Raw genomic sequence first — 25582 nt, forward strand, 5'->3', positions numbered from 1 at the left:
CTCAGAAAGGCCCTCCGGCCGCCGTGTACACCACCTTCCCGTCGAACACCGTCAGCAGGCAGCGCATCTCCTTCAGGTCGGCCGTCGCCGCCGAGTATGGATCGCGGTCCCACACGGCGAGGTCGGCGAGCTTCCCCACTTCGAGCGAGCCGATCTTCGTGTCGAGGAACATCTGGTGCGCGGTCCAGATCGTCGCCGCGCGCAGCGCGGTCCGCACGTCCACCGCCTCGTCGCGACCGAACGGGTCACCGGCGTAGCGGTCGAGCATCGTCGTGCGCGAGACGGCGGCCCACACGCCGTAGCGCGCGGCGAACGGGGTCACCAAGAAGTCGGACCCGTTCGCCCAGATCATCCCCTTCCGCTGGAAGGTCCGGAAGGGATTGAGCCGCCGCGACCGGGCCATCCCGAAGTTGCCCGCATAGTTGTCGCCGATCCACCATTGGAAGGTCGCGCTCGGCTCCGGATAGCCGGCATCGAAGTCGCGCTGCAGTCGCGCCATCACGTCGATCGCATGATCTGTCGGGATGTTCGCGTGGATGATCCCGTGGCGCATCCCCTTGGAGGGCCGCTCGCGCAGCGCTGCGTCGTAGCTGTCCACCACCCAGTCGATCGTCCGGTCGCCGATCGCGTGTGTGCTCACGTGCATCCCCGCCGAGTGATACATCGCGATCATCCGGCGCAGCGTGTCGGGATCCATCGCCGGATAGCCGCGGTTCCCCGCGTCGGTCCCGCTGAGTCCGACGTTCCATTCGTCGTAGAGCCAGGCGGTGCGCGCCCCGCCCGAGCCGTCGGCGAAGAGCTTCACGCCACCGGCGATCACGTGGTCGTCACCCGTCGACGCGTACGGCCGCGCCAGCGCGGCACGCTCGCGGATGAGGCGCTCGGCCTGCGCCACGCTGCGGCCTCCCGAGAAGAGTACGAACACACGCAGCGGCAGCGCGCCTTCGGCGGCGAGCCGGCGATAGGTGTCGAACGTGGTGCCCGAGACCCCGGGCTCCTTGAAGCCGGTCATCCCTTCGGCATTGAAGTCGCGCACCAGCGCGCGCATCGCCTCCTCCTCCTGCGCGGGCGTGAGCGGAGGGATCAGCCGTTGCACCAGCCCCTGCGCCGACTCCTTGAGCACACCCGTCGGCGCGCCGTCGGCGTCGCGGTCGATCGTACCGTTCGCGGGATGGGGCGTGTCGCGCGTGATGCCGGCCATTCGCAGCGCGACGCTGTTAGCCACCACGTAGTGCCCGTGGTGTTCGTGGAGCACCACCGGGTGCGACGGCGACGCCGCGTCGAGGTCGGCCGCGGTGATCATGCGGCGCTCGGCGAACTTCCCTCGTCCCACCCGGCCCCTTCGATGAAGCTTCCGGCAGGCCGCGCGGCCGCGCGCGCACGGACGGCAGCGACGATGTCGGCGATGCTCTTCACCGCGGGGTAGCCGACGTCGAGCAGGAAGTACCGGTCGGTAGCTCCGCCGCTGAAGTGCGCATGCGCGTCGAGCAGCCCCGGCGTCACCGCGCGCCCGCCGAGATCGATCCGGCGCGTACCGGCGCCGGCGAGCCGCAGCACCTCGGCGTCGGTCCCGACGGCCATGATCCGGTTGCCGCGGATCGCGATCGCCTGCGCCACGCGGTCCTGCGCGTCGACCGTGATGATGCGACCGTGATGCAGGATCAGGTCGGGGGCGGCGGGCTGCGGCGCGCGCGGGGTGAACGGCACGGCGGCCAGCAGCAGGCCGACGGGAGCGAGGACGAGGGTCGTGAGGCGCATGGGCGTGAAGATGGCACCACCACGCACACTCGGCGAGCGCCGGCCCGGCGCGCCGCCGTGGATACCTGGACCTACGTCGCCTTCGATCCGTCCCAGTCGCCGCGATAGTCGAGGTAGAGGTTCTCGACCTTCTTCCGCGCCCAGGGCGTCTTGCGCAGGAACTTCAGGCTCGACGAGACGCTCGGATCGGTCGTGAAGCAGGCGATGCGAACCTCATCGGCCATCTTCTTCCAGCCGAGGTGCTCGACCATCTCGGTGAGCATCCGCTCGAGCGTGATCCCGTGCAGCGGGTTGTTGGGCTGGGCGCTCGGCGTGGACATGATGCAAAGCTAGCGGCTCCGCCGTCAGCGCGGCTCCGCGACCGGCTTCAGGGTGGCGGCGGCGCGATCCGCACATCGGCCGCGAGCCAGACGGCAGCCGGCGTCACCACGAGATCGCGCGGACTCACCTCCAGCTTGAGCTCGCGCCCCCCGCTCGGCACCGTGCGCTCCAACACGATCGGCAGTCGCACCGGGCGGAAGAATTTCTGCGGGATCCGCACGAGGAAGCCGCGCTCCACCCGCGCGACGAGCAGGTCGCTCACGCGCACCTTCTCCACCGCGATCCCGCAGAGGCCGCCCTTGGTGGCAAGCAAGCTGTCGAGCGTCGCGACCGACGCTTCGGATGGGTCGGCGAACACCCGGATGGCGAGTGCCGGGAACTCCGGGTCCACGAGAACGGCACCGTCGCGCGCACTCAGGTGCAGTTCCCCGATGGCGATGTGGCGCGAGGGCCGCACCGTGCCGCGCACCGGTTGCTTCGCCGCGAGGTCGCCGCACACGGCGTTCGCGAGCCCCTTGGAATCCCAGTCGATCGCAATCGTCGCCTGCACGCTCCCGCCGGTGACCTGCACAGGCAGCGCGACCTTGATCAGGTCGCCACCGAAGTTCAGCGCCGGCGCGGAGGCGGTGAGCCGGCCGCGGATCTCCTCGAACGCGATGTCCATGTCGTAGCTCCCGATGCGCCGACGCCCGAGCGCACCGAGCCGCGCGCGCACGTCGCCCGCCTTGTGGAAGCGCAGCCCGCGCAGCGTGATCTCGACGTCATCGAACCAGCCGGTCACGATGTCCTGAACCAGCGCGTCGACGAACGGCGTGGGCAGTCCCACGAGCACATCGCCCGCCGGTCGGCGCGCGAAGAGCGGGCTCGCCTCGGCCTCTGCCCAGACCAACGTGCGCAGGGAGTCGCGCTCGTGCGTGAGGCGAGCGATCTCGCGTTCGACCGACGCCGGCGACTGCTCCGGTCCGGCGCTGAGGAGCAGCAGGACGGCCACTCCGGCGATCACGCTCGCCGGGATCCAGACCCACCGTCGCCTCATGGCGGACCGCCTGCGGCTGTGGCCGAGTCGGCGCTTGCGCCGACCGGCGCGAACAGGCCGCGCTCCACCGTCAGGATGAACCAGAGCCGGCCCTGGAACGCGATCACGCGCGACGCCGACACCGCGAGCGGCGCCTGCACCGCGCCGACGGAGAGCGCCGCGTCCCCGCCGAACGCGGGCAGCGTCATCTCCCGATCGAGCCGCACCGGGATCGCGACGGCGGGGAGCATCGCGGCGAGCGTCGGCAGTCCACGCTCGACGATCCGTTGGAGCAGCGTGATCGCGATCGGGTCGAGCACGCCCGGCACCCCGCTCGGCGTGCCCACCGTTGCGTCGTCGATGGACATCCGGGCGCGCAGGACGCGGCCGGAGTCGACGGCGAAGCCGTCGATCGCGCCGCGCAACGCGACCGCCGCGGCGACCGCCGGGAACCGCGCCCGTCGCAGCTCCCCAGCAAGATCCACTCGCGCCACGTTGCCGCGGAACGTGACCGTCGCGCCGGTGAGCGTGACCGTCACGCCGCGCGAGAGCGGCGCCGTGACCGGGAAGGAGGCGTCGAGCAGCGCGCGGATGAGCGTGTCGCTCACGCTCACGAGCACCTCGCGGTCACCGGCGAGCATCCCGTCGCGCGCGATCGACTCGAGGCCGCGATAGCCGGCCACCTCGCGGACGAGCTGGTCACGTTCGGCGCGGCGGGAGCGGGCGGCCGGACCGGTGTCGGCGCAGGCGGCGGCGCCGAGACAGGCGAGGAGCACGACGGTGCGACGCATCCCGCATGCTAGCGCCGGGACCGTCACGGCGTGACGCGGAGCCCCCATCGCAGGATGTGACGGTCGCGTTGCATGACGTGCCGTCTCCCGGTGAGCTTCGGTGCGTAAGGACATGCCTCAAGCTTCCTCGGGACCTGCCGAGACTTGAGTCCATACGCTGCTCAGAGCAAACCCGTCGAAAGACGGCGACGCAGAGCCACGGAGCTACAGCGGGTCTTCCGCCATGCCAGCCGAGCCGCCAGCCAACGACCGCACGATCGGTCCAAGCTGGCGGTTCTTCGCTTGTGTCGGCCGATGCGGATCCCCACCTGCTGAGGAGTTGGCTCCATGGTCTACATCTCGAAGCTCACCAAGCGACTCGCGGCCGGCCGATGGGCGGTGGTGCTCGTCGCCGCACTGGCCGCCTGCTCGACGACCGACGTCGTCGCCGCCTCGGAGGAGCCGGTCCTGCCCGAGGTGACCGACGTGCGGGTGCTCCCCGAATCCGTGTCGCTGCCGGTCGGCCGCTCGGTGCGGCTGAGCGCCGACGTCCGCGACAATCAAGGCAACGTGATGTCGGGCCAGTCGATCACCTGGTCGAGCTCCGACGCGACCGTCGCGACCGTCGACACTGCCGGCGCCGTGCAACTCGTCAATACCGGGACCGTCGAGATCCGCGCCTCCGTGCGCGGCAAGTCCGCGCGCTCCCTCGTCACGAGCACGCCGATCCCGGTCGCCGCCGTCCGCATCTCGCCGTCGTCGGTGAGTCTGCAGGTGGGGCAGCAGGCCTCGCTCGCGGCGGCGACGCTCAGCTCCACCGACTCGGTCCTCTCGGGGCGCACGGTCACTTGGTCCTCCGGCAATGCCGCCGTCGCTTCCGTCGACGCCGCGGGTCGGGTCACCGCCGTGAGTTCCGGCAGCGCCACCGTCACCGCCGCCAGCGAGGGGATCCTCGGCGTGGCCTCCGTCACGGTGCAGGCCGTTCCCGTCGCCGCACCCGGTACGGTGAGCGACCTGGCCGTGACCGCCGTGAACGACACGACGGCGACGCTCCGCTTCACCGATGCCGGCAACGGGATCGGCGGCGGCGCGCGCTACGTCGTGCGCTATGCGCTGCCGCCGATCGCGTGGGCGACCGCGAGCAACGTGGCGCGCGGCACCTGCGTCACGCCGGTCAGCGCCGCCTCCGCCGGTGCGGTGGTGAGCTGCACGATCCGCGGCCTCACCCCGGGCACGGGATACCGTTTCCAGGTGATGGCGTACCGCGGCACGATCGGGACCGACGCCGTCTACGGCGCGGTCTCCAACACGGCGTCGGGCACGACGACCGTCGCCGTCCCCGTCGTTGCATCCGTCGCCGTCGCACCCGGGACCGCCTCCATCCTCACGGGCGCCACCGCGACCTTCACCGCCACCGCGCGTGATGCCGGCGGCAACGTGATCGGGGGTCAGACCATCACCTGGAGTTCCACCAGCACCGGCGTCGCCACGATCTCAGCGGCGGGGGTCGCCACGGCCGTCTCCGCGGGGACCACGACGGTCCGCGCGACCATCGGCGGCATCAGCGGCAACGCGACCCTCACGGTGAGCGCGCCGGTCGTCGCCGTCGCCTCCGTCGCCGTGACCCCGGGTAGCGCGTCGATCGTATCGGGCGCCACACAGACCTTCGCGGCGACCCCGCGCGACGCGGCCGGGAACGCATTGACCGGCCGCAGCGTGACCTGGACTTCGACCAACACCGCCGTCGCCACCGTCTCGGCTGCCGGCGTCGCCACGGCCGTCGCCGCGGGCAGCGCCACCATCCGTGCCACCGTCGAGGGCATCGTCGGCAACGCCGCACTGACGGTCACGGCACCGGTCATCACCGTCGCCTCGGTGGACGTGGCACCGAACACTCGCACGCTCTCCACCGGTGCGACCCTCACGTTCACCGCGACGCCGCGCGACGCGGCAGGCAACGCGATCGCCGGGCGCACCGTGACCTGGTCATCGACGAACGGCGCCGTGGCGTCGGTCTCGGCCGCTGGCGTCGCAAGCGCGCTCGCGGTCGGCAGTACGACGATCCGCGCGACGGTGAACGGGATCGCCGGAGACGCGGCGCTCACCGTCACCGCGCCGGCGGCGACGAGCGGCTTCACGAACGAGCCGGCCGGCTTCGCGACGCTGGGCGAGTGGCGCAACGCCGCCGGCCTTGACGCGAACGGCTGGTACGATGACGGCAATCCGAACCAATGGGGCTCGAAGACCCGAGTCACCACCGGCTACGCTGGCACGCCGCGCATCGGCGGCGCGGCGGTGATCCGGAGCTTCTATGCGGCCGGCGTCGCCGGAGGCTACGACCCGGGCCGCATGCAGCTCAACCTTCCCAGCGGCACCGACGAGATCTTCTTCGCAGCCGAGGTTCAGTTCGGACACGACTATCCGATGTCTACATCGTCGGGCGGCAACAAGCAGATGTTCGTGACCTTCTCCGGCGGCGGTCGCTACTTCCTGAACCTCGATGACGGTCAGGCGCAGGGCAAATGGGGCGTGTACCAGCAGTCCACGCCGCTGGTGCAGTCGAACATCGATCTGGTGTACGGCGCGTGGGTGAAGGTGGAGTGGTATCTCAAGAAGGACACCGGCACCGGCAACGGCATCATGCGGCTGTGGATCGATGGCGTACTGGCGGTGGAACGCACGAACCTCACTTTCCCGGCGGGCTCGATGTCGATGGCCTATGACGACGGATCGAACAACGGGAATCACCTGGTCGAGGGAGACGTCCGTACCATCCGTTATGAGCATGGCGCGGCCGTGGACGCCAACCGCTGGATGTCGGTCCTTCGGGTCTCGACGCCCCGCGCTGATGCCCGGGCGCGTGAGCGCGCGGGATTTCGAACGATCCTCGAACCGCGACGGCCTGCCCGGGAATCTCCCGGGCAGGCCGTCGTGCATGCAGCGGTGGTAGCTTCGTCCATGGATCCGATCGATCTCTTCGCGCGGTCCCCCGTCATCGGGGCGGTGGTGCTCTCGGCGTTGCTCTTCGTCGGCCTGCTCGGGGCGACGAAGCTGCGGCGGAGCAAGCGCGGGCCGAAGCCGCCGGAGGAGACGGGCACGAGATTCACGAACGCGCCCGATCTTGCGATCGTCCTGATCGGACTGCTGCTGTTGGGCCTCGTGGTGAGCCGGTTGGTGCGCTTCCTGACGTGAGCGCGCATCGCGGTCCGCGCGTGCGCGCTACGCGCCAGACGCGTCGGCTCAGCGCGTCGGCTTCTCGATAAGGTCCGCGAGCTCCGTCGCCGCGAGCTCCACGAGGAAGCCCGCGATGCGTTCGCAGACCGCGGCCGAATAGGCCTCGCCCTTCTCGCGCGTCGCGGCGCGCGGATCGCCGATGCCCGTATCCGCCGTGACGCGCGTCCACGGGCGCGGTGCCCAGGCCCAGCCTTCGCGGAAGGCCGCGATCCGCCATGCGTTCGCGTGGCCGTCGCCGGCTTCCGCGAGCGGCCGCACGAGCGCCGGCGCGACCTGCTGCATCACGCTCGTCTCCAGCTCTCCGGCGTGATCGCCGAGGTCCGCGAAGTAGGCGCGGCCGTCGACCACCTGCCACCAGTTGAGCGCGCTCAGGAAGACCGGTGTGCGCGGCTGCAGCTCGCGGATGAGCGGCTTGAAGTCGTTGCCGCCGTGCCCGTTGAAGATCACGAGCTTGCGCACGCCCTGCCCCGCCAGCGCGGAGACGAGATCGCCGAGCAATGCGAGCTGCGTGCTCGGATTCATGTTGAGCGTGAACGGGATGTCGAGCTGCGTCGTGTTCACGCCGAAGGGCACCGTCGGGAGCACCGCCACTCGCGCCCCGCGCTCCCATGCGAGCCGCGCGGACTCCGCCGCGAGCGCATCGCACTGGATGGTGTCGGTGCCGTACGGGAGGTGCAGGTTGTGCGCCTCGGTCGCACCCCACGGCAGCAGGGCGACCTCGTAGCCGGCGCTGCGGACCGCGGGAAAGGTCTGCTCGGCGAGGATCCAGGGGCGGGGTGTCGACATGCCCAAAAGTACGTCACTTGGGCCGCCAAGTCGGAAGCCAAGGGCGCGCTATTTTGACCCGCCAATCCGGCATTCCCGACTGCCCCTTCGCGAGATGTACTAGTAGGGGATCTCAAATCGCTCAGCCGGGAGGCGAGTAGGCCGCACCACCGTCCACACGCGCCCACACCGACCACGTCACCGCACCGCCGATCACACGCGTCGCACCACTGGTGAACGCCGACGCACCGGCGACGAACCGCCATGCACCGGCGACGAGCCGCGACGCACCAGCGTCGACGCCCGCTGCACCGCTCGCCAGCGGCGACGCACCGCCGGCGAGCGGGCCGCCCCGGCGCACACGCTCGTTGCACCGCCGACGAGCCCCGACGCACCAACCGCCACCCGGGAGGAACTCCCGATGAGCCGCATCGCACCGGGCACGATCGCGGACGCACTAGCGACGAATCGCGACGCACCGCCGGCGACGCGGAGTCAACCGCCGCCGACACGCATCGCACCGTCCGAAAGGCAGGCACGCCATGGATCGCAGCGGTTCTCCGTCCCTTCACTTCTCCTTCGGAGGTTCAACGATGCACGCGAAGCAGCAGCAGGTGGTCCAGTCGTTCATCCGGGTGCGCGCATTCCTCGAGGCACATCCCGCGACCGGGGAGTTGACCTATCGCGGCGCGCGGGAAACGCTCGACGAAGTCATCGATCGGTTCTGGGTGCATGCGGGAAACCAGATCTCCGGGAGAGCGCTCGACCGTGGCGAAGTGCGCGCTCAGGCGAAGCTGATCACGCGCCTGCGGGACCGGCACATGCGACCGATCGCTGACGATCGCGCGCGCGCAGATCGAGCCGCACTCGGACGCGCGCCTGCCGGTGGCGGTCCGGATGCCGAGGGGCCGGCCCGGCGTGACGAAGATGCTTCAGGCCTGCGATGGGATGATCGAGGCCGCGCGTGTGTTCGAAGCGGTACTGATCGAGCACGGACTGCCGTCCGACTTCCTCACCCGGTTCAGGACCGACCGGGACGAGTTGGAACGGACCTGCTCTCGGCGCGCGACCATGACCGGATCGCATGTGGGCGCGCGCACGGGACTGCAGGTGGAGCTGCGCCGCGGGCGTCTGGCGGTGGACCGACTCGACGCCGTGGTGCGGGTGGCGTTCGAGGGGGACGAGGTGGTGCTGGCCACGTGGCGCGCCACGAAGCGCGTGCGTCAGCTGCCCGGTGGTGCGGGCACGCAGAGACCGACTGGCGACGATGCGCGCGAACCGGTGGGCGAGCTGGTGCCGGAGCCGACCACGAGCGACGTGAGCAGGCCGCGATTGGTGGCTTGAGAAAGGTCAACGGCTTGCCCTGGGAGGAATCCGGGCAAGCCGTTGGGGTCGAGCGCTTGAACAACGATAGCTGGGGCGGGACTCGAACCCGCGACCCCGGCATTATGAGTGCCGTGCTCTAACCAGCTGAGCTACCCAGCCCTGACAGCATCCAAAGATAAGGGAGGCCGCGACCGGTTCCAACCCCGGCCCGCGGCTCCCGGAACGAGAACAGGGCACCCCCGAAAGGATGCCCTGTTTCGTGAACCAGTAGCGGGGGCGGGATTTGAACCTGCGACCTTCGGGTTATGAGCCCGACGAGCTACCAGGCTGCTCCACCCCGCGTCAGTGAAGGGAATAATAGACGGCGGACCCGGAAAAACAAGCGGGTCACGCCACCCATTTCACTTTTTTTTTTTTTTTTTTTTTTTTTTTTCCCTTCGCCGGTCACCGTTCAGGCGAGTCAGCCGGGTCCACGAACCGGTAGAGGATCTCCTTATCCCCCTTCACCATCCCGAACTCCTCCCGCGCGATCCGCTCCTGCGTCGCTGGATCGCTCTCGACGGCCTTCTTCTGCAACTTGAGCGCCTCGACGGCCTTCGTCAGCGAATCCACCGCCGCGCGCTCGCGCGCGAGCTGCCGGCGCTGGCGGAGCAGGTCGATCGTGCCGTACTCCCCGCCCTGCACCGCGAACGCCACGATCGCGAGCGCGCAGCAGCCCACCACCACGCGCCCGATGATCTGCTTGTTGGTCAGCGGCTCGCCGGGGGCGCGACGGCCCCTCGGCTTCGCGGCCCCGCCTCCCCCGGTCTTCTTCGCCGCCACGTCGCTTCCTCTGCTCAGTCGTTGAGGCCGTAGATCGCGCCGCCCGGGAACTCGGCGTGCGCCCCCAGCTCCGCCTCGATCCGCAGCAGCTGGTTGTACTTCGCCACGCGGTCGGTGCGGCTCGCCGAGCCGGTCTTGATCTGGCCCGCGTTCGTCGCGACCGCGAGGTCCGCGATGAACGTGTCCTCGGTCTCGCCCGAACGGTGCGAGATGATCGAGCGGTAGCCGTTGCGGCCCGCCATCTCGATGGTCTCGAGCGTCTCGGTGAGCGTGCCGATCTGGTTGAGCTTCACGAGGATCGCGTTCGCCACTTCCTCCTCGATGCCGCGGGCGAGCAGCTCGACGTTGGTGCAGAAGAGGTCGTCGCCCACGAGCTGCACCCGGTCGCCGAGCTTCTCGGTGAGATAACCCCAGCCCTTCCAGTCGCCTTCGGCGAGGCCGTCCTCGATCGAGACGATCGGATACTTGTTGAGCCACTTCGCGTACATCTCGACCATCTCCTCGGCGGTCTTGATGCCGGCGCCGCTCTTCTTGAAGGTGTACTTCCCCTTCACGTACAGCTCGCTCGCGGCGCAGTCGAGCGCGATCGCGATCTCGGTGCCCGGGTCGTAGCCGGCGGCGGTGATCGCTTCCATCACGACCTGCAGCGCTTCCTCGTCGCTCTTGAGGTCGGGGGCGAAGCCGCCCTCGTCGCCGACGCCGGTCGAGAGCTTCCGCTTGACCAGCACCTTCTTGAGCGCGTGGAACACCTCGGCGCCCATGCGCAGCGCCTCGGAGAAGGTCTCCGCGCCCACCGGGACGATCATGTACTCCTGGAAGTCGACCGTGTTGGTCGCGTGCGCGCCGCCGTTGAGGATGTTCATCATCGGCACGGGGAGCGTGCGGGCCATCGGGCCGCCGAGGTACTTGTGCAGCGAAAGGTCGACGCTCGCGGCCGCGGCGCGCGCCGAAGCCATGGACACGGCGAGCATCGCGTTCGCGCCGAGCTTCGACTTGTTCTTGGTGCCGTCGAGCGCGATCATCGCGCGGTCGATCGTCATCTGCTCCGTCACGTCGAGGCCGATGAGCTCGGGCTCGATCAGCTTCGAGACGTTCGCGACGGCCTTCTGCACCCCCTTGCCGAGATAGCGCTTGGCGTCGCCGTCGCGCATCTCGTTGGCCTCGTGCTCACCGGTCGAGGCGCCGCTCGGCACCGCCGCGCGGCCGTAGGTGCCGCCTTCGAGGATGACGTCGGCTTCGACGGTGGGATTGCCGCGCGAGTCGAGGATCTCGCGGGCCTGGATGCCGATGATGATGGACATGTCGCTCAGGCTGAAGGATGTAGGGAGAAAGATAGGGCGCTCACGCGCCCCGGAAGGGGGGAGAGGCGATGCCGTACTTCTCGAGCAGGCAGGCGGCCATCGCCTCGTAGGTCTTCCGCGCCAGTTCGTCGCGGTCATCGTAGTCGAGTCCGGCGGTCTGGATCGCCGGGAGATAATGCATGTGGATGGTGCCGGGATACACCTTGAACTGCCCCTTGTACTGGCGCTCGAGCGCGCCGTACACGAGCACCGGGACGATCGGCGCCTGTGTCTGGATCGCGAGCACGAACGGCCCCTTCTTGAACGGCCGCAGCGGATACGCGTTTCCGCGGGTGCCCTCGGGGTAGACGCCCACCGAGGCGCCCTGCTGGATCCGGCTCGGTGGCCGCGGTATAGCTCGCGAAGGCCGACTTACGGTTCGCACGCTCCACCGGGATCATGCCGGCACGGGCCATCGCCGGGCCGAGCAGCGGCACCCGGAACAGCTCCGCCTTGGCGACGAACTTGATCCAGGGCAGCTTCGCCGCGAGCGCGAAGACGTCGAAGTTCCCCAAGTGGTTCGCGACGAAGATGTGCTGCGCGCCGGTCTTGTGCTGCACGTCGTGCTCGATGACGTCCACGCCGCCGACCCAGAGATGCGGCAGGCCCCAGTAGTTGGGGCACCACGCATACGGCGACTTCGGCGAGTCCTTCACGCGGAAGAGCGCCGAGAGCAGCACGATGCCACCGAAGACGGTCGTCGAGATCACGAGATTGAGCGCGACCAGGCAGGCGCGCAGGGTGGCGATCATCTAGCGCACCTCGGCGAAGTGGTCATGCGTGCGCGGCAACGCGACGGGCACGCCGCGCTCCTCGGCCACCACTGCGGCACCGGCGCCGGGGGCCAACGACTCCACGCGACCGATCGCGGTGAGGCGGAGTCCGCCGTGCGCCGCCGCGAAGGCGTGGACGTCCAGCGCCGGCGCCGCCACGAGCAGTTCATACTCCTCGCCGCTCATGCTCGCCTCGCGCTCCGTCGCGCCGGCGACGCACGGCACCGCGTCGAGGACGATCACACAGCGCACGCCGCTCGCATGCGCGATGTGGGCGGCGTCGCCGCCGAGTCCGTCGCTGAGGTCGATCGCGGCGGTCGCGCCCTGCGCGGCCAGCCACTGTCCGGCCGCGATGCGTGCCTCCGGTCGGGCGAAACGCGCGCGCGCTCCGACGGTCGGGGTGCGGCCGTGCAGCCACGCCTCGAGCGCGGCACCCGGTCCCCCGAGCTCGCCGGTCACGTAGAGCGTGTCGCCGGGCCGGGCGCCCGCACGCGAGCGGGCGCCCGCCATGCCCGAGCACCGTGATCGCGAGCGCGAGGCGGTCGCCGTCGGTCACGTCACCGCCGACGATCGGCGCGCCCTGCGACTTGGCGGCGGCGCCGATGCCTTCCGCGAGGGCGCCGAGCGACGCGCGCCAGCGCTGCGGCACGGTGAGGGCGAGCAGCACGCCGAGCGGCGCGGCGCCCATCGCCGCGAGGTCCGAGAGCGCGGCCATCGTCGCGCGCCAGCCGATCTCCTCGGGCGTGAGCCAGTTCGCACGGAAGTGCACCTCTTCGACGGTGCTGTCGGTGCTCACCACGAGACGCGACCCTGCGGGCACGTCGAGCACCGCACCATCGTCGCCGATGCCGATCGCCGACGTGCCCCACTGCGCGAGCAGGCCGCGCACCGCGTCGAACTCCGCGCCGGGCCCCAGCGTGAGATGGCGGCTCATCGCTGCATCCCGACGGCGGGAAGCGAACCGATCAGGGGCGACTGGAGCGCGGCGCCGTCGATCGCCCAGACGTCGCGCAGCGCGGTGATCACGTCGCCGAGTGAACTGCCGCGCACCGAACCGGCCGATGCCGCATGCTCGCCGGCGCGGCCGTGGATCCAGGCGGCGCTCGTCCCCGCGGCGAAGGGATCGTTGGTCTGACCGAGCAACGTCGCGGCGATGCCCGAGAGCACGTCGCCGCTGCCGGCGGTGCCGAGCGTCGGCGCACCGGCGGCCGAGACCGCCACGCGGCCGTCGGGCGTGGAGATCACCGTCGGCGGTCCCTTGAGCACCACCGTCGCGCCGATGGTCTTCGCGAGTTCGGCACCGATCTCGAACCGCCGCTCGAGCACCGTCGACACCGGAAGGCGCATGAGGCGCCCCGCCTCCACCGGATGCGGCGTCACGATCGCCGGCCGCGCGCCGAGCAGCGAGCCGAGCGTGCGCGGCTCGCCCTCGAACACGTTGAGCGCGTCGGCGTCGAGCAGCACCGGACCGCGCCAGGCGACGAGCAGCCGCTCGACGAGCGCGCGCGTCATCGCGGTGCGGCCGAGCCCGGGACCGATCAAGAGCACGTGCGCCCAGCCGAGCACGCGCTCCTGATCCTCGGCGGTCACGGGCCAACGCGCCGCCATCGTCTCGGGGAGCGCCGCCTGCACGACGGGCACGTTGTTGGGATTCACCAGCAGTTGCACCATGCCGATGCCGCTCCGCATCGCGCCGCGGGCGGCGAGCATCGGCGCACCGGCCATGCCGTCGCCGCCACCGACGATCGCCAGGCGGCGACGCACACCCTTGTGCGCGTCGGAGGGGATCGGCGGGATCGCGCCGCGCACCCAGTCGGCGTCGACGAGTTGCGGTGCGCCGTCGGCGAGCTCGGCGTGGTGGGCGAGGCCGATGTCGAGCACGAGGATCGCCCCCGCCTCGTCGCGCCTGATCAGCAATCCGCGCTTGAGGGTGCCGTACGTGCAGGTGCGCGTCGCGCGCACCACCGGTGCCGCCACCACCGGTGGTGGCGTCGAGCCCGCTCGGCACGTCGATCGCGACGACCAGCGTGCCGCGGGCGCCGAGCTCGTTGAGGCGCGCGATCGCCTGCGCCGACTCTCCCTTGGCCTCTCCGGTGGTGCCGGTGCCGAGGATCCCGTCGACGATCACCGCCGGCCAGTTGGCGCGCGCCGCGTCGTCGACCGCCACGAGTGCCTCCGCGCGCGCACGGGTCGCGTCGGCGCTGCGCGGGTCGCCGAGGGAGTCGACGCTCACGGGGCAACCGGCACGCGCGAGCGCGCCGGCGACCACCCAGGCATCGCCACCGTTGTTCCCGGTGCCGGCGAAGACCAGCGCGCCGCGCTCGCGCACCTCGGGGATGCGTGCGAGGATCAGCGCGGCGGTCGTCTCGCCAGCGGCGCGCATGAGCGCGTACGACTCCACGCCGGCGGCGAAGGCGGCCGCTTCGCGTGCCGTCGATTGTGCCGCCGAGGTGATCCGCACGCTCATGCCCTCACTCCTGTCGCATGCGGGTCAGGCCGACGGCGTGGCGTTCCACGGGTAGTCGCGATCGAACGCCTGATGGAAGTCGAAGGCGCCGATGAAGTCCGCCTTGGAATCGTTCGGCTGGCTCGAGAGCAAGCCGACCTCCACGAGGGTGAAAACGACCTCGCCGAGGTCCGCCGAGTCGCGGACGCCCCAGTGATCGAGCACGGTGCGCGCGAGCACGCCGTAGCGCTGCAGCGCGAGATCGCGGCATCCCTCGGCCAGCTCGCGGCCGGTGAGGTGCCGGCGCTCGGTCAGCCGTTGCTGGCAGAACTCGAGGGCGGCGAGCACGAACAGGTACGCGCGCTCGTCGTAGCGAGCCTCGCGCAGCCTGATCCGGTCCATGACGCCATCGCGGAAAGCCAGTTCGGGCATTGATGAACTGCGGGTGGGAGGTGGGAGGTGTGAGGGGGCGCTACAGATACAGAGGGAACTCGGCGGCCAGCTTCTTCACGCCCACGTGCACGTCCTTCAGCACCGCTTCGTCGACCGGCGCGGCGAGCACGCGGTCGATGAGTTCGGCGATCCGCAGCATCTCCGGCTCGCGCATGCCGCGCGTGGTGACCGCGGGCGTGCCGATCCGGATGCCGCTCGTGATGAACGGCGACTGCGTCTCGCGCGGCACCGTGTTCTTATTCACCGTGATCCCCGCGCGGTCGAGCGCCTGCTCGGCCACCTTCCCCGTGAGCGTCGCGCTCTTGGGGCGCAGGTCGGCGAGCATGAGGTGATTGTCGGTGCCGCCGGAGACGATGTGCACGCCATGGCCGACGAGCGCGCCGGCGAGCACCTTCGCGTTCGCGACCACCTGCTTGCAGTAGTCGGTGAAGGCGGGCGCGAGCGCTTCCTTGAACGCGACGGCCTTGGCGGCGATCACGTGCTCGAGCGGCCCGCCCTGCGTGCCGGGGAACATCGCCTTGTCGATCGCCTTCGCGTGCTGCGCCTTGCAGAGGATCAGGCCACCGCGCGGACCGCGCAGCGTCTTGTGCGTGGTCGTCGTGACGACGTCGGCGAACGGGACCGGGTTCGGGTACACACCGGTCGCCGCGAGGCCGGCGAAGTGCGCCATGTCGACCATGAAGATCGCGCCGACCTCCTTGGCCGCGTCGGCGAACTGCTGATAGTCGAGCACGCGCGAGTAGGCGCTGTAGCCGGCGATGATGAGCTTCGGCCGCTCCTTGCGGGGGGTCTCGCGCATCGCCGCGTAGTCGATCAGCCCGTCGTCGGTCACGCCGTAGTGCACCGCGCGGTAGTTGAGCCCCGAGAAGTTCACCGGCGAGCCATGCGTGAGGTGCCCGCCCTGCGAGAGGTCGAGCCCCATCACCGTCTCGCCCGGCTTGAGGAAGGCCAGGTACACCGCCGCGTTCGCCGTCGCACCGGAGTGCGGCTGCACATTGGCGTGATCGGCGCCGAAGAGCTGCTTGGCGCGGTCGATCGCGATCTGCTCGACCTTGTCCACCACCTCGCAGCCGCCGTAGTAGCGCTTGCCCGGCAGTCCCTCGGCGTACTTGTTCGTGAGCGACGACCCCATCGCCTCGAGCACCGCCGGCGACACGAAGTTCTCGCTCGCGATGAGTTCGAGTCCCTCGCACTGGCGGCGCGTCTCCTCGGCGATCAGCTCCGCGATCTCGGGGTCGCTGCCGATCAGGGCGGCGCCGGGCAGGCGACGCTCCCAGGTGTTGTAGCCGGGCTTCATGCGTTCTCCGGTTCGATCTTGTCCACCCGCTTTCTGGTGGCGACCGCCCTCGAAGGGCGTGTCGAGGAAGTTCTTGAGGATCTGCACCGCGTCCGTCTCGCTCACGAACCGCGCCGGGAGCACGAGCACGTTCGCGTCGTTGTGGCTGCGCGCGAAGGTCGCGATCTCGGGGCTCCACACCACCGCCGCGCGCACGCCGTGATGCCGGTTGGCCGGCATAGCACATCCGGAGCCCCGTGCCGCAGAGCAGCACCCCGCGCTTCGCCTCGCCCGACTCGACCTTCGCGGCGAGCGGGTGCGCGTAGTCGGGATAGTCGGTGGAGGCGGCCGAGTGCGTGCCGATGTCCTCCACCTCGTATCCCATCTTCTCGAGCGTCGCGCGGAGGTGCTCCTTCATCTCGAAGCCCGCGTGGTCCGATGCGATCGGGATGCGTTCGGCCATGGTCAGCTCTTCCGCGGCCACTGCGGCCAGGTGCGGAGCATGCCCTGCACCGCCGCGATCCGGCGCTCGGCGAGCTTGTCGGCGGCGTCATACGTGAGCATCCCTTCATCCTTCGCGATCGCGTAGACGCCGAGCACCGTGTCGAAGATCTCGTCCGCCTTGCGGAGGGCGCGCTCGCGCGTCCAGCCGGCGACCTCGCCGTAGACGTTGATCACGCCGCCGGCATTGGCGACGAAGTCGGGGGCGTAGCTGATGCCGCGCTTGTCGAGCGCCGCGCCGTGCTTCTCCGGCTCGAGGAGCTGGTTGTTGGCGCCGCCGCAGACGATCTCGACCTTGAGCTTGGGGATGGTGTCGTCGTTGAGGATCGCGCCGAGCGCGCAGGGGGCGAAGATGTCGGCCTTGGCCGAGTAGATCTCGTCGCCCTGCACCGCGGTGGCGCCGAACTCCTCGACCGCGGCCTTCACGCGCTCGGGGCGGATGTCGGTCACGATCAGCTTGGCGCCGACGGCCTTGAGCTCGCGGCAGAGGTAGGTGCCGACGTTGCCGAGGCCCTGCACGGTGACGGTCTTCCCCTCGAGCGAGGACGAGCCCCACTTCTGCTTGGCCGAGGCCTCGATCGCGCGGAAGACGCCGCGCGCCGTCACCGGCGACGGATCGCCCGACTTGTTCGCGAGACCGGCGACGTACTCGGTCTCCATGTGCACGAAGTCCATGTCGGCGGTGCCGGTGCCGACGTCCTCGGCGGTCACGTAGCGCCGCCGAGGGACTCGACGAAACGGCCGTGCGCGCGGAAGATCATCTCGCGGTTGGTGGTGCGGTTGTCACCGATGATGACCGACTTGCCGCCGCCGAGGTTGAGGCCGGCGACCGCGTTCTTGTAGGTCATGCCGCGGGCGAGGCGGAGGGCGTCGGTGATGGCCTCCTCGTCGGAGCCGTAGTTCCAGAAGCGGGTGCCGCCCAATGCGGGGCCTAGCGTGGTGTCGTGGATCGCGATGATGCCGCGGTAGCCGGCGGATTCGTCGGCGCAGAGGACGAGCTGTTCGTGGCCGAGTTTGGCGATGGTGTCGAAGAGATTCATCTTGGGATGAAGGCTGAAGGATGAATGATGAAAGCGTTGTGATGCGGAGCGAGGGATGCGGGGGTGGTGCGGGACGCGGGATGCGGGGAGGGGCGGGATGCGAAGGCAGTTCACTTTCACCCTTCATCCTTCAGCCTACATCCAAGAGGTCACATCCCCGCCGCCACCGCCCGCCCGATCACGATTCTCTGCACTTCTGACGTCCCTTCGTAGATCTCCGTGATCTTGGCGTCACGGAAGTACTTCTCCACCGGATAGTCCTTCACGTAGCCGTATCCGCCGAAGACCTGCACTGCCTGTGTCGTCACCCACATCGCGGTCTCGCTGGCGAAGAGCTTCGCCATCGAGGGGGCCGCGCTCATCGCTTCGCCGCGGTCCTTTGCGGCGGCGACCATGTGCAACAGGGCGCGCGCGGCGTGGATGCGGGTCGCCATGTCGGCGAGCTTGAAGCTCACGCCCTGGAACTCGGCGATCGCCTTGCCGAACTGCTTCCGCTCGTTCGCATACGCCACCGCCGCGTCGAGGGCGGCCTGCGCGATGCCGATGGCCTGCGCGGCGATGCCGAGGCGGCCGTGCTCGAGCGATTGCATCGCGTAGATGAAGCCCCGCCCTTCCTGCCCGAGCAAGCGGTCGCCGGGCACGCGCATCCCCTCGAATACCAGCTGCACCGTCGGCGACGCGCGGAGGCCCATCTTGTCCTCCTTCTTCGTCACCTTGAAGCCGGGGAGGTCGGGGGTGATGATGAACGCCGAGACGCCCTTCGACTTGCGACGGTCCTCCGGCGTGTCGGTCCGCACCATCGCGATGATCACGCCGGCATGCGTGCCGCTGGTGACCCAGGCCTTGGTGCCGTCGAGGATCCAGTCGTCGCCGTCGCGGACCGCCTGGCAGCGGATGGCGCTCGCGTCCGATCCGGCGTCGGGCTCGGAGAGCGCGAAGGCGCCGAGGAGCTCGCCGCGCGCCATCGGCGCGAGGAAGCGCTTCTTCTGCGCTTCGTTGGCGAAGGTCTTGAGCATCTGCGTCGGCAGCGAGTTGTGCACCGACATCATGACCGCGACCGAGGCGTCGGCGCGGGCGATCTCCTCGAGGGCGATCAGGTAGCTCCGCGCGTCGAGGGCGAGGCCGTCGTACTCCGCGGGGAGGAGCATGCCGAGGAAGCCGAGCTCGCCGAGCTTGGGGATGAGCGACGGCTCGAAGTGGCTGTCGCGGTCCCACTGCGCGGCGAAGGGGCGCACGTGCTCGTCCGCGAACGCGCGCCGTGTCGCGGATGGCGCGCTGCTCCTCGGTGAGGGCGAGGAGTTCCATCAGGCGGCGTAGGTGTAGAAGCCGCGGCCCGACTTGCGGCCGGTCCAGCCGGCGGCGACGTACTTCTTGAGCAGCGGGCAGGGGCGGTACTTCGGGTCGCCGAGCCCGTCGTGCAGTACCTCGAGGATCGCGACGCAGGTGTCGAGGCCGATGAAGTCGGCGAGCGTCAGCGGGCCCATCGGGTGGTTCATGCCGAGCTTCATCACCTGGTCCACCGCCTCGGGCGTGCCGACGCCTTCCATCACGGCGTAGCAGGCCTCGTTGATCATCGGCATCAGGATGCGATTGGCGATGAACCCGGGGAAGTCGTTCGCCTCCACCGGCACCTTGCCGAGGGCCTTGGAGAGCTCGATGGTCCGCGTGTTCACGGCGTCGCTCGTGGCGAGGCCGCGGATCACCTCGACGAGCTGCATCACCGGCACCGGGTTCATGAAGTGCATCCCGATGACCGACTCGGGGCGCTTGGTGACGGCGGCGATCTCGGTGATGGAGATGGAGCTGGTGTTGGTGGCGAGGATCGCGCCGGGGTCGGCCTTGGCGTCGAGGTCGCGGAAGATCTGGAGCTTGAGCTCCTTCCGCTCGGTGGCCGCCTCGACGATCACGGTGGCGCCCTTCACGGCGTCGAGCGAGGTGGCGGTGGCGATGCGGGCCATGGCGGCCTCCTTCGCGGCCTGGTCGAGGGCCCCCTTCTTCACTTGGCGGTCGAGGTTCTTGTCGATCGTGGCCTTCGCCTTGGCGAGGGCGTCGGCGGAGACGTCGATCAGCGTGACATCGAAGCCGGTCGTGGCGCAGACATGGGCGATCCCGTTGCCCATCTGTCCGGCGCCGACGACGGCGAAACGGTCGGTCATCGTGAGTGCACGTTGGAGGCGGCCCGCGCGGGGACGCCGGTGGTCAGGCGTGCCCCGGACCGACGGCGCCGGGGCGACGGACGAACAGGAGAAAACTAACCACGCCCGACAGGACGGCGGTGACGAAGGGCACGCTGTCACGCCCCGCGGCGTCCACCAGCAGGGTCATCGCGAGGTGGGCGAGCCAGGCGGCGGCGAGGCTCCCGGTGCGGAGCCGGACGGTGCCGAGGAAGGCGGCGGTCCCCGCGGCCAGCAGCGCCGCCGAGAGGGTGGGCGTGTCGCCCAGCACGGCCAGCGCCAGGGCGATGAACGCGGTCGCCCCGACGGCCGCGACCTCGCCCCAGTGCGCCGCCAGGAGCCCGATCAGGTAGCCGCGCAACATGAGCGCGTCCACGAGCGTGGAGGCGACGGCGAGCAGGAGCAGGTCCCGCGTCGGCCACGCCCACGCCGCAGTCCCCGGCTCGCCCAGCCCGGTGAATGCCGCCACGCCGAGGGGCACGCCCTGCACCACCAGGCCGAGGACCAATCCCATCGCGATCCCGAGTGGCGCCCACCCCGTCGGGCCCATCCCCGTGAGCGCCCACTTGGACTTCTCGCCCACCGCGACGACGATCAGCTGGGCGAGCCCGAGCGCCACCACGAGGAGGATCAGGTACAGCTGCCGGCCTTCCTCGCCGAGCGGCAATCCGTCCGGGAAGAGCGGCTTGAGGACGACGCCGAACACGAAGAAGACGACCGCCGCGAGTCCCGCGAACGCGACGAGGCGCCCCGTGACCCGGAGCGCCTCGTCGATGCGTGCCGCCGCCGTCTTCGGCACTGGCGCGCTCAGACCTTCTCGACGCTGAGCGCGACGGCGTTGCCGCCGCCAAGGCAGAGCGTCGCGAGTCCGGTGCGCTTGCCCTGCTGCTCGAGCGCATGGAGCAGCGTGACGAGCACGCGCGCGCCGCTCGCGCCGATGGGGTGGCCGAGCGCGATCGCGCCGCCGTTCACGTTCACCCGCTCGAAGTCCCAGCCGAGGCCGTCGCCGTCGGCCAGCGCCTGCGAGGCGAAGGCCTCGTTGGCCTCGATGAGGTCGTAGTCGCCGATCGTCGCGCCCGTCTTCTTCATGAGGTTCTGCACGGCCACGATGGGCGCGAAGAAGAGGTCCTGCGGGTCGCCGCCGCCCGACGCGTAGCCGGTGATGCGGGCGAGGATGGGGAGGCCGTGCGCCTTGGCGTAGGCCTCGCTCGCCACGACGAGCGCGGCGCCGCCGTCATTGAGCCCCGGCGCGTTGCCGGCGGTGACGGTGAGCTCCTCGGGCTTCATGTCCTTCGGCGCGTCCTTCGGGAAGGCGGGCTTGAGCTTGCCGAGCGCATCGAGCGAGGTGTCGGCGCGCGGCGACTCGTCGGTGTCGACGATGGTCGGGCCCTTCTTCCCCGCGATCTCGACCGGCGCGATCTCGGTCTTGAAGCGTCCGGCGGCGATGGCCGCGACGGCCTTCTGGTGCGACTGGAGCGCGAACTCGTCCTGCCGCGCGCGCGTGATGCCGGCCTTCTTCGCCGTGTACTCGGCGTGCCCGCCCATGTGGCGGTCGTAGAAGGCGCACCAGAGGCCGTCCTTGATGAGGCCGTCGGCCATCGTCTGCGGGCCGAACTTGATGCCGTTGCGCATCCCCTGCACGTAGTGCGGCGCGTTGGACATCGACTCCTGTCCCCCCGCGACGAGCAACTGTTCGTCGCCGGCGCGGATGGCCTGCGCGGCGAGCATCACCGCCTGGAGGCCGGAGCCGCAGACCTTGTTGACGGTGTACGCGGGGACGGTGCCGGGGACGCCGGCCTTGATGGCGGCCTGCCGCGCGGGGGCCTGGCCGACCGCGGCCTGCAGGACGTTGCCCATGATCACCTCGCCGATCGCGGCGGGGTCGATCTTCCCGCGCGCGATGGCGGCGCGGATGGCGACGGCGCCGAGCTCCGGCGCGGTGAGCGGGGCGAGCCCGCCGAGGAAGCGGCCGATCGGCGTGCGAGCGGCGGAGACGATGACTGGCGTGCGGTCCGACATGCTCTTGTTGCTCCTGACTAGCGATGCCGCAGGGTGGAGTTGAAGCCGATGGTCGCCCCGATGGCCGGGAGCAGCGCGATGACGTTCGCCGCCGCCCAGCGCGAGGCCGTGCTCATCCCTTCGCGCGGCCGCCCTTCGGGGCCGAGGACCATCTTGGCGATGCCGAGCGCGGCGACGAAGCCGATGCCGGTGCCGAGATAGGTCGCGTCGAAGTCACCGGTCTGGTCGCCGATGTTGCCGATGGCGTAGACGGTGCCGGCGGTGGCGAGTCCGCCGCCGATCACGCCGCCGGCGAAGCCGAGCTTCTTGAGCGTCCCTTCGTGGTCCACGCCGAGGAGGCTCGACGTGCCCTCGGCGACGAAGCGGCCGATGACGAAGCCGCCGATGCCGGCGTAGCCGCCGACGACCGTCTCGGCCGCGACGCGCAGCGGTTCGAGGCGCGGCGCGTCCACCGGCTGCGCGGCGGCGGTGGTGCGCAGCGCGGTGAGGGCGAGCGCGGCGCCGATCGCGATGCGGCGCAGCGCGACGCGGCGGAGCGCGGGGGCGCTCATGCCTCCGCTCCGGTGGACGCGGGCGTCAACGCACGGGTCTTGATCTCGTCCACGAGTCGCGCGGTGAAGGCCTCGACCGAGACGACCTCCTGCTTCTTGCCGGCGCCGCGCACGCGGATGGCCACCTGCCCCGCCTCCGCCTCGCGCTTCCCGAGGACCGCCATGTAAGGGACCTTCATGATCTCGCCGTCCCGGATCCGGTAGTTGAGCGTGTCGCTGCGATCGTCGCACACAGCACGGATGCCGGCCGCCCGGAGTTTCGCCGTCACCTCCCGGGCATACCCCAGCACCTCGTCCGAGATCGGGAGCACGCGCACCTGCTCGGGCGCGAGCCACACCGGGAAGGCCCCGGCGAAGTGCTCGATGAGGATGGCGATGAAGCGCTCGAACGACCCGCTCACCGCGCGGTGGATCACCACCGGGCGGTGCGCGGCGTTGTCCTCGCCCGTGTAGGAGAGGTCGAACCGCTCCGGGGCGTTGTAGTCGAGCTGGATGGTCCCGAGCTGCCAGGCGCGGCCGATCGAGTCCATGACGTCGAAGTCGATCTTGGGGCCGTAGAACGCGCCGTCCCCTTCCTTCATCTCGTACGGACGGCCGGTGCTCTCGAGCGCCGCGCGCAGCGCGCCCTCGGCGCGGTCCCACAGCTCGTCGGAGCCGATCCGCTGCTCGGGCCGCGTCGCGAACTTGAGGCGCGCGGTGAGGCCGAAGGTGTCGTAGTACGAGAGGATGAAGTCCATGAGGAACTTCACCTCGCTCGCGATCTGGTCCTCGCGGAGGTAGATGTGGCAGTCGTCCTGCGAGAACTGCCGCACGCGCGTGAGGCCCGAGAGGGCGCCCGAGATCTCGTTGCGATGGAGCACGTCGAACGTGACGTACCGCATGGGGAGCTCGCGGTACGAGTGCTTGTGCGAATGGAACAGGAGATGGTGCGAGGGGCAGTTCATCGGCTTGAGCGACATGCCGAGCGCATCCTCGGTGCCGGCGCCGGCGGCGGCCGCCTCGCTGTCCCACACGAGGAACATGTTCTCCTTGTACTTCCCCCAGTGTCCCGACTGCTCCCAGAGCTTCTTGGTGTAGAGGAGCGGCGTCTTGATCTCGAGGAACTGCTCCTGCTGCCGTTCGCGGACGAAGCCCTCGACGGTGTTCCAGAGCGTGGTGCCCTTGGGCGTCCAGAAGGCGGCGCCGGGCGCGTGCGGGAAGAACTGGAAGAGCTCGAGCTGCTTGCCGAGCACGCGATGGTCGCGCTTCTTGGCCTCCTCCATCTGGTGGAGGTGCGCGTCGAGCTCGTCCTTCTTGAAGAAGGCGGTGGCGTAGATGCGCTGCAGCATCTGCCGCTTCTCGTCACCACGCCAGTAGGCGCCGGCCGCCGAGAGCAGCTTGAAGTGCTTGAGGTACGAGGTGTCGGGGACGTGCGGGCCGCGGCAGAGATCGGTGAAGGGGCCGTCGGTGTAGGTCGAGATGATCTCGTCCGACCCTTCGAAGTCCTCGAGCCGCTCGAGCTTGAGCGGATCGTCGGAGAAGACCTGCTTCGCCTCCTGCTGCGAGACCTCGGCGCGGACGAACGGATACTTCTCCGCGGTGACCTTCCGCATCTCCGCTTCGATCGCCTCGAGATCCTCGGGCGTGAAGGGCTTGGCGACCTGGAAGTCGTAGTAGAAGCCGTCGTCGATGGCCGGGCCGAAGCCGATCGCGGCCTCCGGCCGGAGCCGGCGGACGGCGGTCGCGAGGATATGCGCGCCCGAGTGCCGCAGCACGGCGAGCGCGCGCGGATCCTTCTCGGTGATGACCTGGAAGGCGCCGCCGCGACGGATGGGCGTCATCAGGTCCTGCACCTCCCCGTCGATCGAGACCGCGATGGCGGCGAGGAGGAGGCGCGGGCCGATCGTCGCGACGACGTCGCGGGCGAGCGTGCCGGGCGCGACCTCGCGGGTCGCGCCGTCGGGAAGGGTCAGGACCAGCACGGCTGGCGCGGGGGCAGCGCTCATGGGCTCATCATGTCGAGCAGGACCGGGACCGCCCGTCCGCGCCAGATCGCCGCGCCGAGTCCGATGAAGACGAAGACGTAGAGCAGGCTCCAACCGAGCACGAGGCGCGGCCGGAGCGGCGTGTCGGCCGTCTGGACTCGGGGTGGTTGCTCGGACATGGGGCGGGCCGGGAGGGCGAAGAGGGCGCGCGGCGGGGACTTCCCTGCTTGCCGTGCCGCACGCGAGGGGACAGCCTTCAAAGTAGCGGGGCGTGTGTGGCCCCGCCAACGCCACACCTGAGGCGCCACGATTCCAATGGACCCGGGCAGTCGCGGCCCCCAAGTGCCAGAGGCCCCGCCGTGTACACGACGGGGCCTCCGAGACTTCCCATCCTGGCAGTGCTAGTAGTTCAGCGTCATGGTCATTCCCTCCGTTGGCTACCCTGAATTGTCGGCTCGTCCGGCCGATTTATCAAGGCTTACTGCCTACTTCCTCGGTGGAGCCTTGAAGACACCAGCATCCTGCAACTTGGCGACTTCGTCCTGGATCTTCGCCATTCGGTCCTTCCTGTACCACTTGCCGAACAATTCGACAACGTTCTGGTATGGCCCGCTATTGGGGTCGTTGTGCCGTTGCGTGATGATCGAGGCGTAGAGCACTACGACGACCGTGGAGTAGACTGTGCCGGGAATGAGACCTTGCTCCCATCGGACACGAACCGCTTCACCTTGTGCGCAGCGAAGTTCGACAACATCTGTTCCAGTAGCGGCACGATATCCTTGCGCATCTCCTCGCAGAGAATGACCGCGTCCTCCACCTGGGCGCGCTTCGCCTGACTCAGTAGTCCCCATCGCGTCACGAGGATGGAAACGATACCCGTCAAGCCCAGGATCGCTACGATCGCGTCACTGACGCCTTGTATCTTCGCCCAGTAGAGCGTTTCCTGCACGAGCGCGATCCGGGTGCTATCAGCCTGAAGGAGCATCGGCCGAATATCGAGGCGCGGCAGAAGTCCGCGACCCCGGATCATTCCA

The 25582-nt window shown here is 69.9% G+C and carries 24 protein-coding genes, 2 tRNA genes, 4 pseudogenes and 1 riboswitch; of the genes and pseudogenes, 2 read left to right on the forward strand and 28 right to left on the reverse strand.

What is annotated here, in order from left to right; all coding sequences use genetic code 11:
* Position 1: 1 nt before the first annotated feature.
* From IPJ78_06365 to IPJ78_06385, 5 genes are all read right to left on the reverse strand, one after another.
* Positions 2–1303, reverse strand: a complete 1302-nt coding sequence (locus IPJ78_06365; GenBank protein ID MBK7906176.1) for an amidohydrolase — start codon at positions 1301–1303, stop codon at positions 2–4.
* Complete coding sequence (locus IPJ78_06370) at positions 1300–1758, reverse strand: amidohydrolase family protein (protein ID MBK7906177.1); 459 nt, start codon at positions 1756–1758, stop codon at positions 1300–1302. Before IPJ78_06370 ends, IPJ78_06365 begins: the two co-directional genes overlap by 4 nt.
* Before the next feature lie 71 nt (positions 1759–1829).
* Positions 1830–2081 carry a DUF2132 domain-containing protein gene (locus IPJ78_06375; GenBank protein ID MBK7906178.1) on the reverse strand — a complete coding sequence of 84 codons (252 nt, stop codon included), beginning with the start codon at positions 2079–2081 and terminating at the stop codon, positions 1830–1832.
* A 44-nt stretch (positions 2082–2125) separates the two neighbouring features.
* Positions 2126–3115, reverse strand: a complete 990-nt coding sequence (locus tag IPJ78_06380; GenBank protein ID MBK7906179.1) for a hypothetical protein — start codon at positions 3113–3115, stop codon at positions 2126–2128.
* Complete coding sequence (locus IPJ78_06385; GenBank protein MBK7906180.1) at positions 3112–3885, reverse strand: hypothetical protein; 774 nt, start codon at positions 3883–3885, stop codon at positions 3112–3114. The genes IPJ78_06380 and IPJ78_06385 overlap by 4 nt, the downstream gene beginning before the upstream one ends.
* A gap of 155 nt (positions 3886–4040) precedes the next feature.
* Positions 4041–4128, forward strand: a riboswitch (cyclic di-GMP riboswitch).
* 84 nt (positions 4129–4212) lie between these two features.
* On the opposite strand from IPJ78_06385, the gene IPJ78_06390 reads away from it, so the two are divergent.
* Entirely contained in the window at positions 4213–7056 is a 2844-nt protein-coding gene (locus IPJ78_06390; GenBank protein MBK7906181.1) for an Ig-like domain-containing protein, read from the forward strand.
* 48 nt (positions 7057–7104) lie between these two features.
* Here the strand turns inward: IPJ78_06390 and IPJ78_06395 are convergent, their stop codons facing one another.
* Together IPJ78_06395 and IPJ78_06400 are read right to left on the reverse strand one after the other, a co-directional pair.
* Positions 7105–7884, reverse strand: coding sequence for a creatininase family protein (locus tag IPJ78_06395; GenBank protein ID MBK7906182.1), 780 nt, complete (start codon positions 7882–7884; stop codon positions 7105–7107).
* 121 nt (positions 7885–8005) lie between these two features.
* Positions 8006–8224, reverse strand: a complete 219-nt coding sequence (locus IPJ78_06400; protein MBK7906183.1) for a hypothetical protein — start codon at positions 8222–8224, stop codon at positions 8006–8008.
* Between the two features lie 587 nt (positions 8225–8811).
* Here IPJ78_06400 and IPJ78_06405 point away from each other — a divergent pair.
* Positions 8812–9207 (forward strand): hypothetical protein, encoded by a 396-nt coding sequence (locus IPJ78_06405; protein ID MBK7906184.1) that lies wholly within the window; start codon positions 8812–8814, stop codon positions 9205–9207.
* Between the two features lie 67 nt (positions 9208–9274).
* Here IPJ78_06405 and IPJ78_06410 read toward each other — a convergent pair.
* The 21 genes and pseudogenes from IPJ78_06410 to IPJ78_06510 form a co-directional block, all read right to left on the reverse strand.
* Positions 9275–9348 (reverse strand) — tRNA-Met (locus tag IPJ78_06410).
* Positions 9349–9457: 109 nt separating this feature from the next.
* Positions 9458–9531 (reverse strand) — tRNA-Met (locus IPJ78_06415).
* A gap of 102 nt (positions 9532–9633) precedes the next feature.
* Positions 9634–10011 (reverse strand): septum formation initiator family protein, encoded by a 378-nt coding sequence (locus IPJ78_06420; protein ID MBK7906185.1) that lies wholly within the window; start codon positions 10009–10011, stop codon positions 9634–9636.
* 14 nt (positions 10012–10025) lie between these two features.
* Positions 10026–11312: a phosphopyruvate hydratase gene (gene eno / locus IPJ78_06425; protein ID MBK7906186.1), complete on the reverse strand. Its 1287-nt coding sequence runs from the start codon at positions 11310–11312 to the stop codon at positions 10026–10028.
* A 134-nt stretch (positions 11313–11446) separates the two neighbouring features.
* Positions 11447–12103 carry a 1-acyl-sn-glycerol-3-phosphate acyltransferase gene (locus IPJ78_06430; GenBank protein MBK7906187.1) on the reverse strand — a complete coding sequence of 219 codons (657 nt, stop codon included), beginning with the start codon at positions 12101–12103 and terminating at the stop codon, positions 11447–11449.
* Positions 12104–12634, reverse strand: coding sequence for a hypothetical protein (locus IPJ78_06435; protein MBK7906188.1), 531 nt, complete (start codon positions 12632–12634; stop codon positions 12104–12106).
* Position 12635: 1 nt separating this feature from the next.
* Positions 12636–13058 (reverse strand): annotated as a pseudogene (locus IPJ78_06440) (thiamine-phosphate kinase).
* A complete protein-coding gene (locus IPJ78_06445) occupies positions 13055–14101 on the reverse strand; it encodes an NAD(P)H-hydrate dehydratase (GenBank protein MBK7906189.1) in 1047 nt (348 codons plus the stop codon). Before IPJ78_06445 ends, IPJ78_06440 begins: the two are co-directional and overlap by 4 nt.
* A 1-nt stretch (position 14102) precedes the next feature.
* Positions 14103–14591, reverse strand: a pseudogene (locus tag IPJ78_06450) (bifunctional ADP-dependent NAD(P)H-hydrate dehydratase/NAD(P)H-hydrate epimerase).
* A 24-nt stretch (positions 14592–14615) separates the two neighbouring features.
* Positions 14616–15002 carry a hypothetical protein gene (locus IPJ78_06455; protein MBK7906190.1) on the reverse strand — a complete coding sequence of 129 codons (387 nt, stop codon included), beginning with the start codon at positions 15000–15002 and terminating at the stop codon, positions 14616–14618.
* 40 nt (positions 15003–15042) lie between these two features.
* Positions 15043–16320: a serine hydroxymethyltransferase gene (locus tag IPJ78_06460; protein MBK7906191.1), complete on the reverse strand. Its 1278-nt coding sequence runs from the start codon at positions 16318–16320 to the stop codon at positions 15043–15045.
* Positions 16317–16762: pseudogene (rpiB, locus tag IPJ78_06465) on the reverse strand (ribose 5-phosphate isomerase B). Before rpiB ends, IPJ78_06460 begins: the two are co-directional and overlap by 4 nt.
* Positions 16763–16764: 2 nt before the next feature.
* Positions 16765–17840, reverse strand: a pseudogene (locus tag IPJ78_06470) (Glu/Leu/Phe/Val dehydrogenase).
* Between the two features lie 149 nt (positions 17841–17989).
* The gene (locus tag IPJ78_06475; protein MBK7906192.1) at positions 17990–19075 is read right to left on the reverse strand and encodes an acyl-CoA dehydrogenase family protein; all 1086 of its coding nucleotides are present in this window, start codon (positions 19073–19075) and stop codon (positions 17990–17992) included.
* Positions 19076–19144: 69 nt separating this feature from the next.
* Positions 19145–19996, reverse strand: a complete 852-nt coding sequence (locus IPJ78_06480; protein ID MBK7906193.1) for a 3-hydroxybutyryl-CoA dehydrogenase — start codon at positions 19994–19996, stop codon at positions 19145–19147.
* 43 nt (positions 19997–20039) lie between these two features.
* Positions 20040–20813: a CPBP family intramembrane metalloprotease gene (locus IPJ78_06485; GenBank protein MBK7906194.1), complete on the reverse strand. Its 774-nt coding sequence runs from the start codon at positions 20811–20813 to the stop codon at positions 20040–20042.
* A gap of 8 nt (positions 20814–20821) precedes the next feature.
* Complete coding sequence (locus tag IPJ78_06490; protein ID MBK7906195.1) at positions 20822–22033, reverse strand: acetyl-CoA C-acetyltransferase; 1212 nt, start codon at positions 22031–22033, stop codon at positions 20822–20824.
* Between the two features lie 17 nt (positions 22034–22050).
* Positions 22051–22584 carry a hypothetical protein gene (locus IPJ78_06495; GenBank protein ID MBK7906196.1) on the reverse strand — a complete coding sequence of 178 codons (534 nt, stop codon included), beginning with the start codon at positions 22582–22584 and terminating at the stop codon, positions 22051–22053.
* A complete protein-coding gene (gene thrS / locus IPJ78_06500) occupies positions 22581–24569 on the reverse strand; it encodes a threonine--tRNA ligase (GenBank protein ID MBK7906197.1) in 1989 nt (662 codons plus the stop codon). The genes IPJ78_06495 and thrS overlap by 4 nt, the downstream gene beginning before the upstream one ends.
* Entirely contained in the window at positions 24566–24727 is a 162-nt protein-coding gene (locus IPJ78_06505) for a hypothetical protein (protein ID MBK7906198.1), read from the reverse strand. The genes thrS and IPJ78_06505 overlap by 4 nt, the downstream gene beginning before the upstream one ends.
* Before the next feature lie 479 nt (positions 24728–25206).
* Positions 25207–25533, reverse strand: coding sequence for a hypothetical protein (locus tag IPJ78_06510; GenBank protein ID MBK7906199.1), 327 nt, complete (start codon positions 25531–25533; stop codon positions 25207–25209).
* Positions 25534–25582 lie beyond the last annotated feature (49 nt).

This window comes from Gemmatimonadota bacterium, assembly GCA_016714015.1.
Lineage (GTDB): Bacteria > Gemmatimonadota > Gemmatimonadetes > Gemmatimonadales > Gemmatimonadaceae > Pseudogemmatithrix.

Excerpts from the sequence above, each read along its gene's own strand:
- IPJ78_06365 (MBK7906176.1), bottom strand. The coding sequence starts at position 1,303 with ATGATCACCGCGGCCGACCTCGACGCGGCGTCGCCGTCGCACCCGGTG.
- IPJ78_06405 (MBK7906184.1), top strand. The coding sequence starts at position 8,812 with ATGATCGAGGCCGCGCGTGTGTTCGAAGCGGTACTGATCGAGCACGGA.
- IPJ78_06380 (MBK7906179.1), bottom strand. The coding sequence starts at position 3,115 with ATGAGGCGACGGTGGGTCTGGATCCCGGCGAGCGTGATCGCCGGAGTG.
- IPJ78_06430 (MBK7906187.1), bottom strand. The coding sequence starts at position 12,103 with ATGATCGCCACCCTGCGCGCCTGCCTGGTCGCGCTCAATCTCGTGATC.
- IPJ78_06505 (MBK7906198.1), bottom strand. The coding sequence starts at position 24,727 with ATGTCCGAGCAACCACCCCGAGTCCAGACGGCCGACACGCCGCTCCGG.
- IPJ78_06480 (MBK7906193.1), bottom strand. The coding sequence starts at position 19,996 with ATGACCGACCGTTTCGCCGTCGTCGGCGCCGGACAGATGGGCAACGGG.
- IPJ78_06435 (MBK7906188.1), bottom strand. The coding sequence starts at position 12,634 with ATGGCGGGCGCCCGCTCGCGTGCGGGCGCCCGGCCCGGCGACACGCTC.
- thrS (MBK7906197.1), bottom strand. The coding sequence starts at position 24,569 with ATGAGCGCTGCCCCCGCGCCAGCCGTGCTGGTCCTGACCCTTCCCGAC.
- IPJ78_06490 (MBK7906195.1), bottom strand. The coding sequence starts at position 22,033 with ATGTCGGACCGCACGCCAGTCATCGTCTCCGCCGCTCGCACGCCGATC.
- IPJ78_06385 (MBK7906180.1), bottom strand. The coding sequence starts at position 3,885 with ATGCGTCGCACCGTCGTGCTCCTCGCCTGTCTCGGCGCCGCCGCCTGC.
- IPJ78_06510 (MBK7906199.1), bottom strand. The coding sequence starts at position 25,533 with ATGCTCCTTCAGGCTGATAGCACCCGGATCGCGCTCGTGCAGGAAACG.
- IPJ78_06370 (MBK7906177.1), bottom strand. The coding sequence starts at position 1,758 with ATGCGCCTCACGACCCTCGTCCTCGCTCCCGTCGGCCTGCTGCTGGCC.
- IPJ78_06455 (MBK7906190.1), bottom strand. The coding sequence starts at position 15,002 with ATGCCCGAACTGGCTTTCCGCGATGGCGTCATGGACCGGATCAGGCTG.
- IPJ78_06390 (MBK7906181.1), top strand. The coding sequence starts at position 4,213 with ATGGTCTACATCTCGAAGCTCACCAAGCGACTCGCGGCCGGCCGATGG.
- IPJ78_06395 (MBK7906182.1), bottom strand. The coding sequence starts at position 7,884 with ATGTCGACACCCCGCCCCTGGATCCTCGCCGAGCAGACCTTTCCCGCG.
- eno (MBK7906186.1), bottom strand. The coding sequence starts at position 11,312 with ATGTCCATCATCATCGGCATCCAGGCCCGCGAGATCCTCGACTCGCGC.
- IPJ78_06460 (MBK7906191.1), bottom strand. The coding sequence starts at position 16,320 with ATGAAGCCCGGCTACAACACCTGGGAGCGTCGCCTGCCCGGCGCCGCC.
- IPJ78_06495 (MBK7906196.1), bottom strand. The coding sequence starts at position 22,584 with ATGAGCGCCCCCGCGCTCCGCCGCGTCGCGCTGCGCCGCATCGCGATC.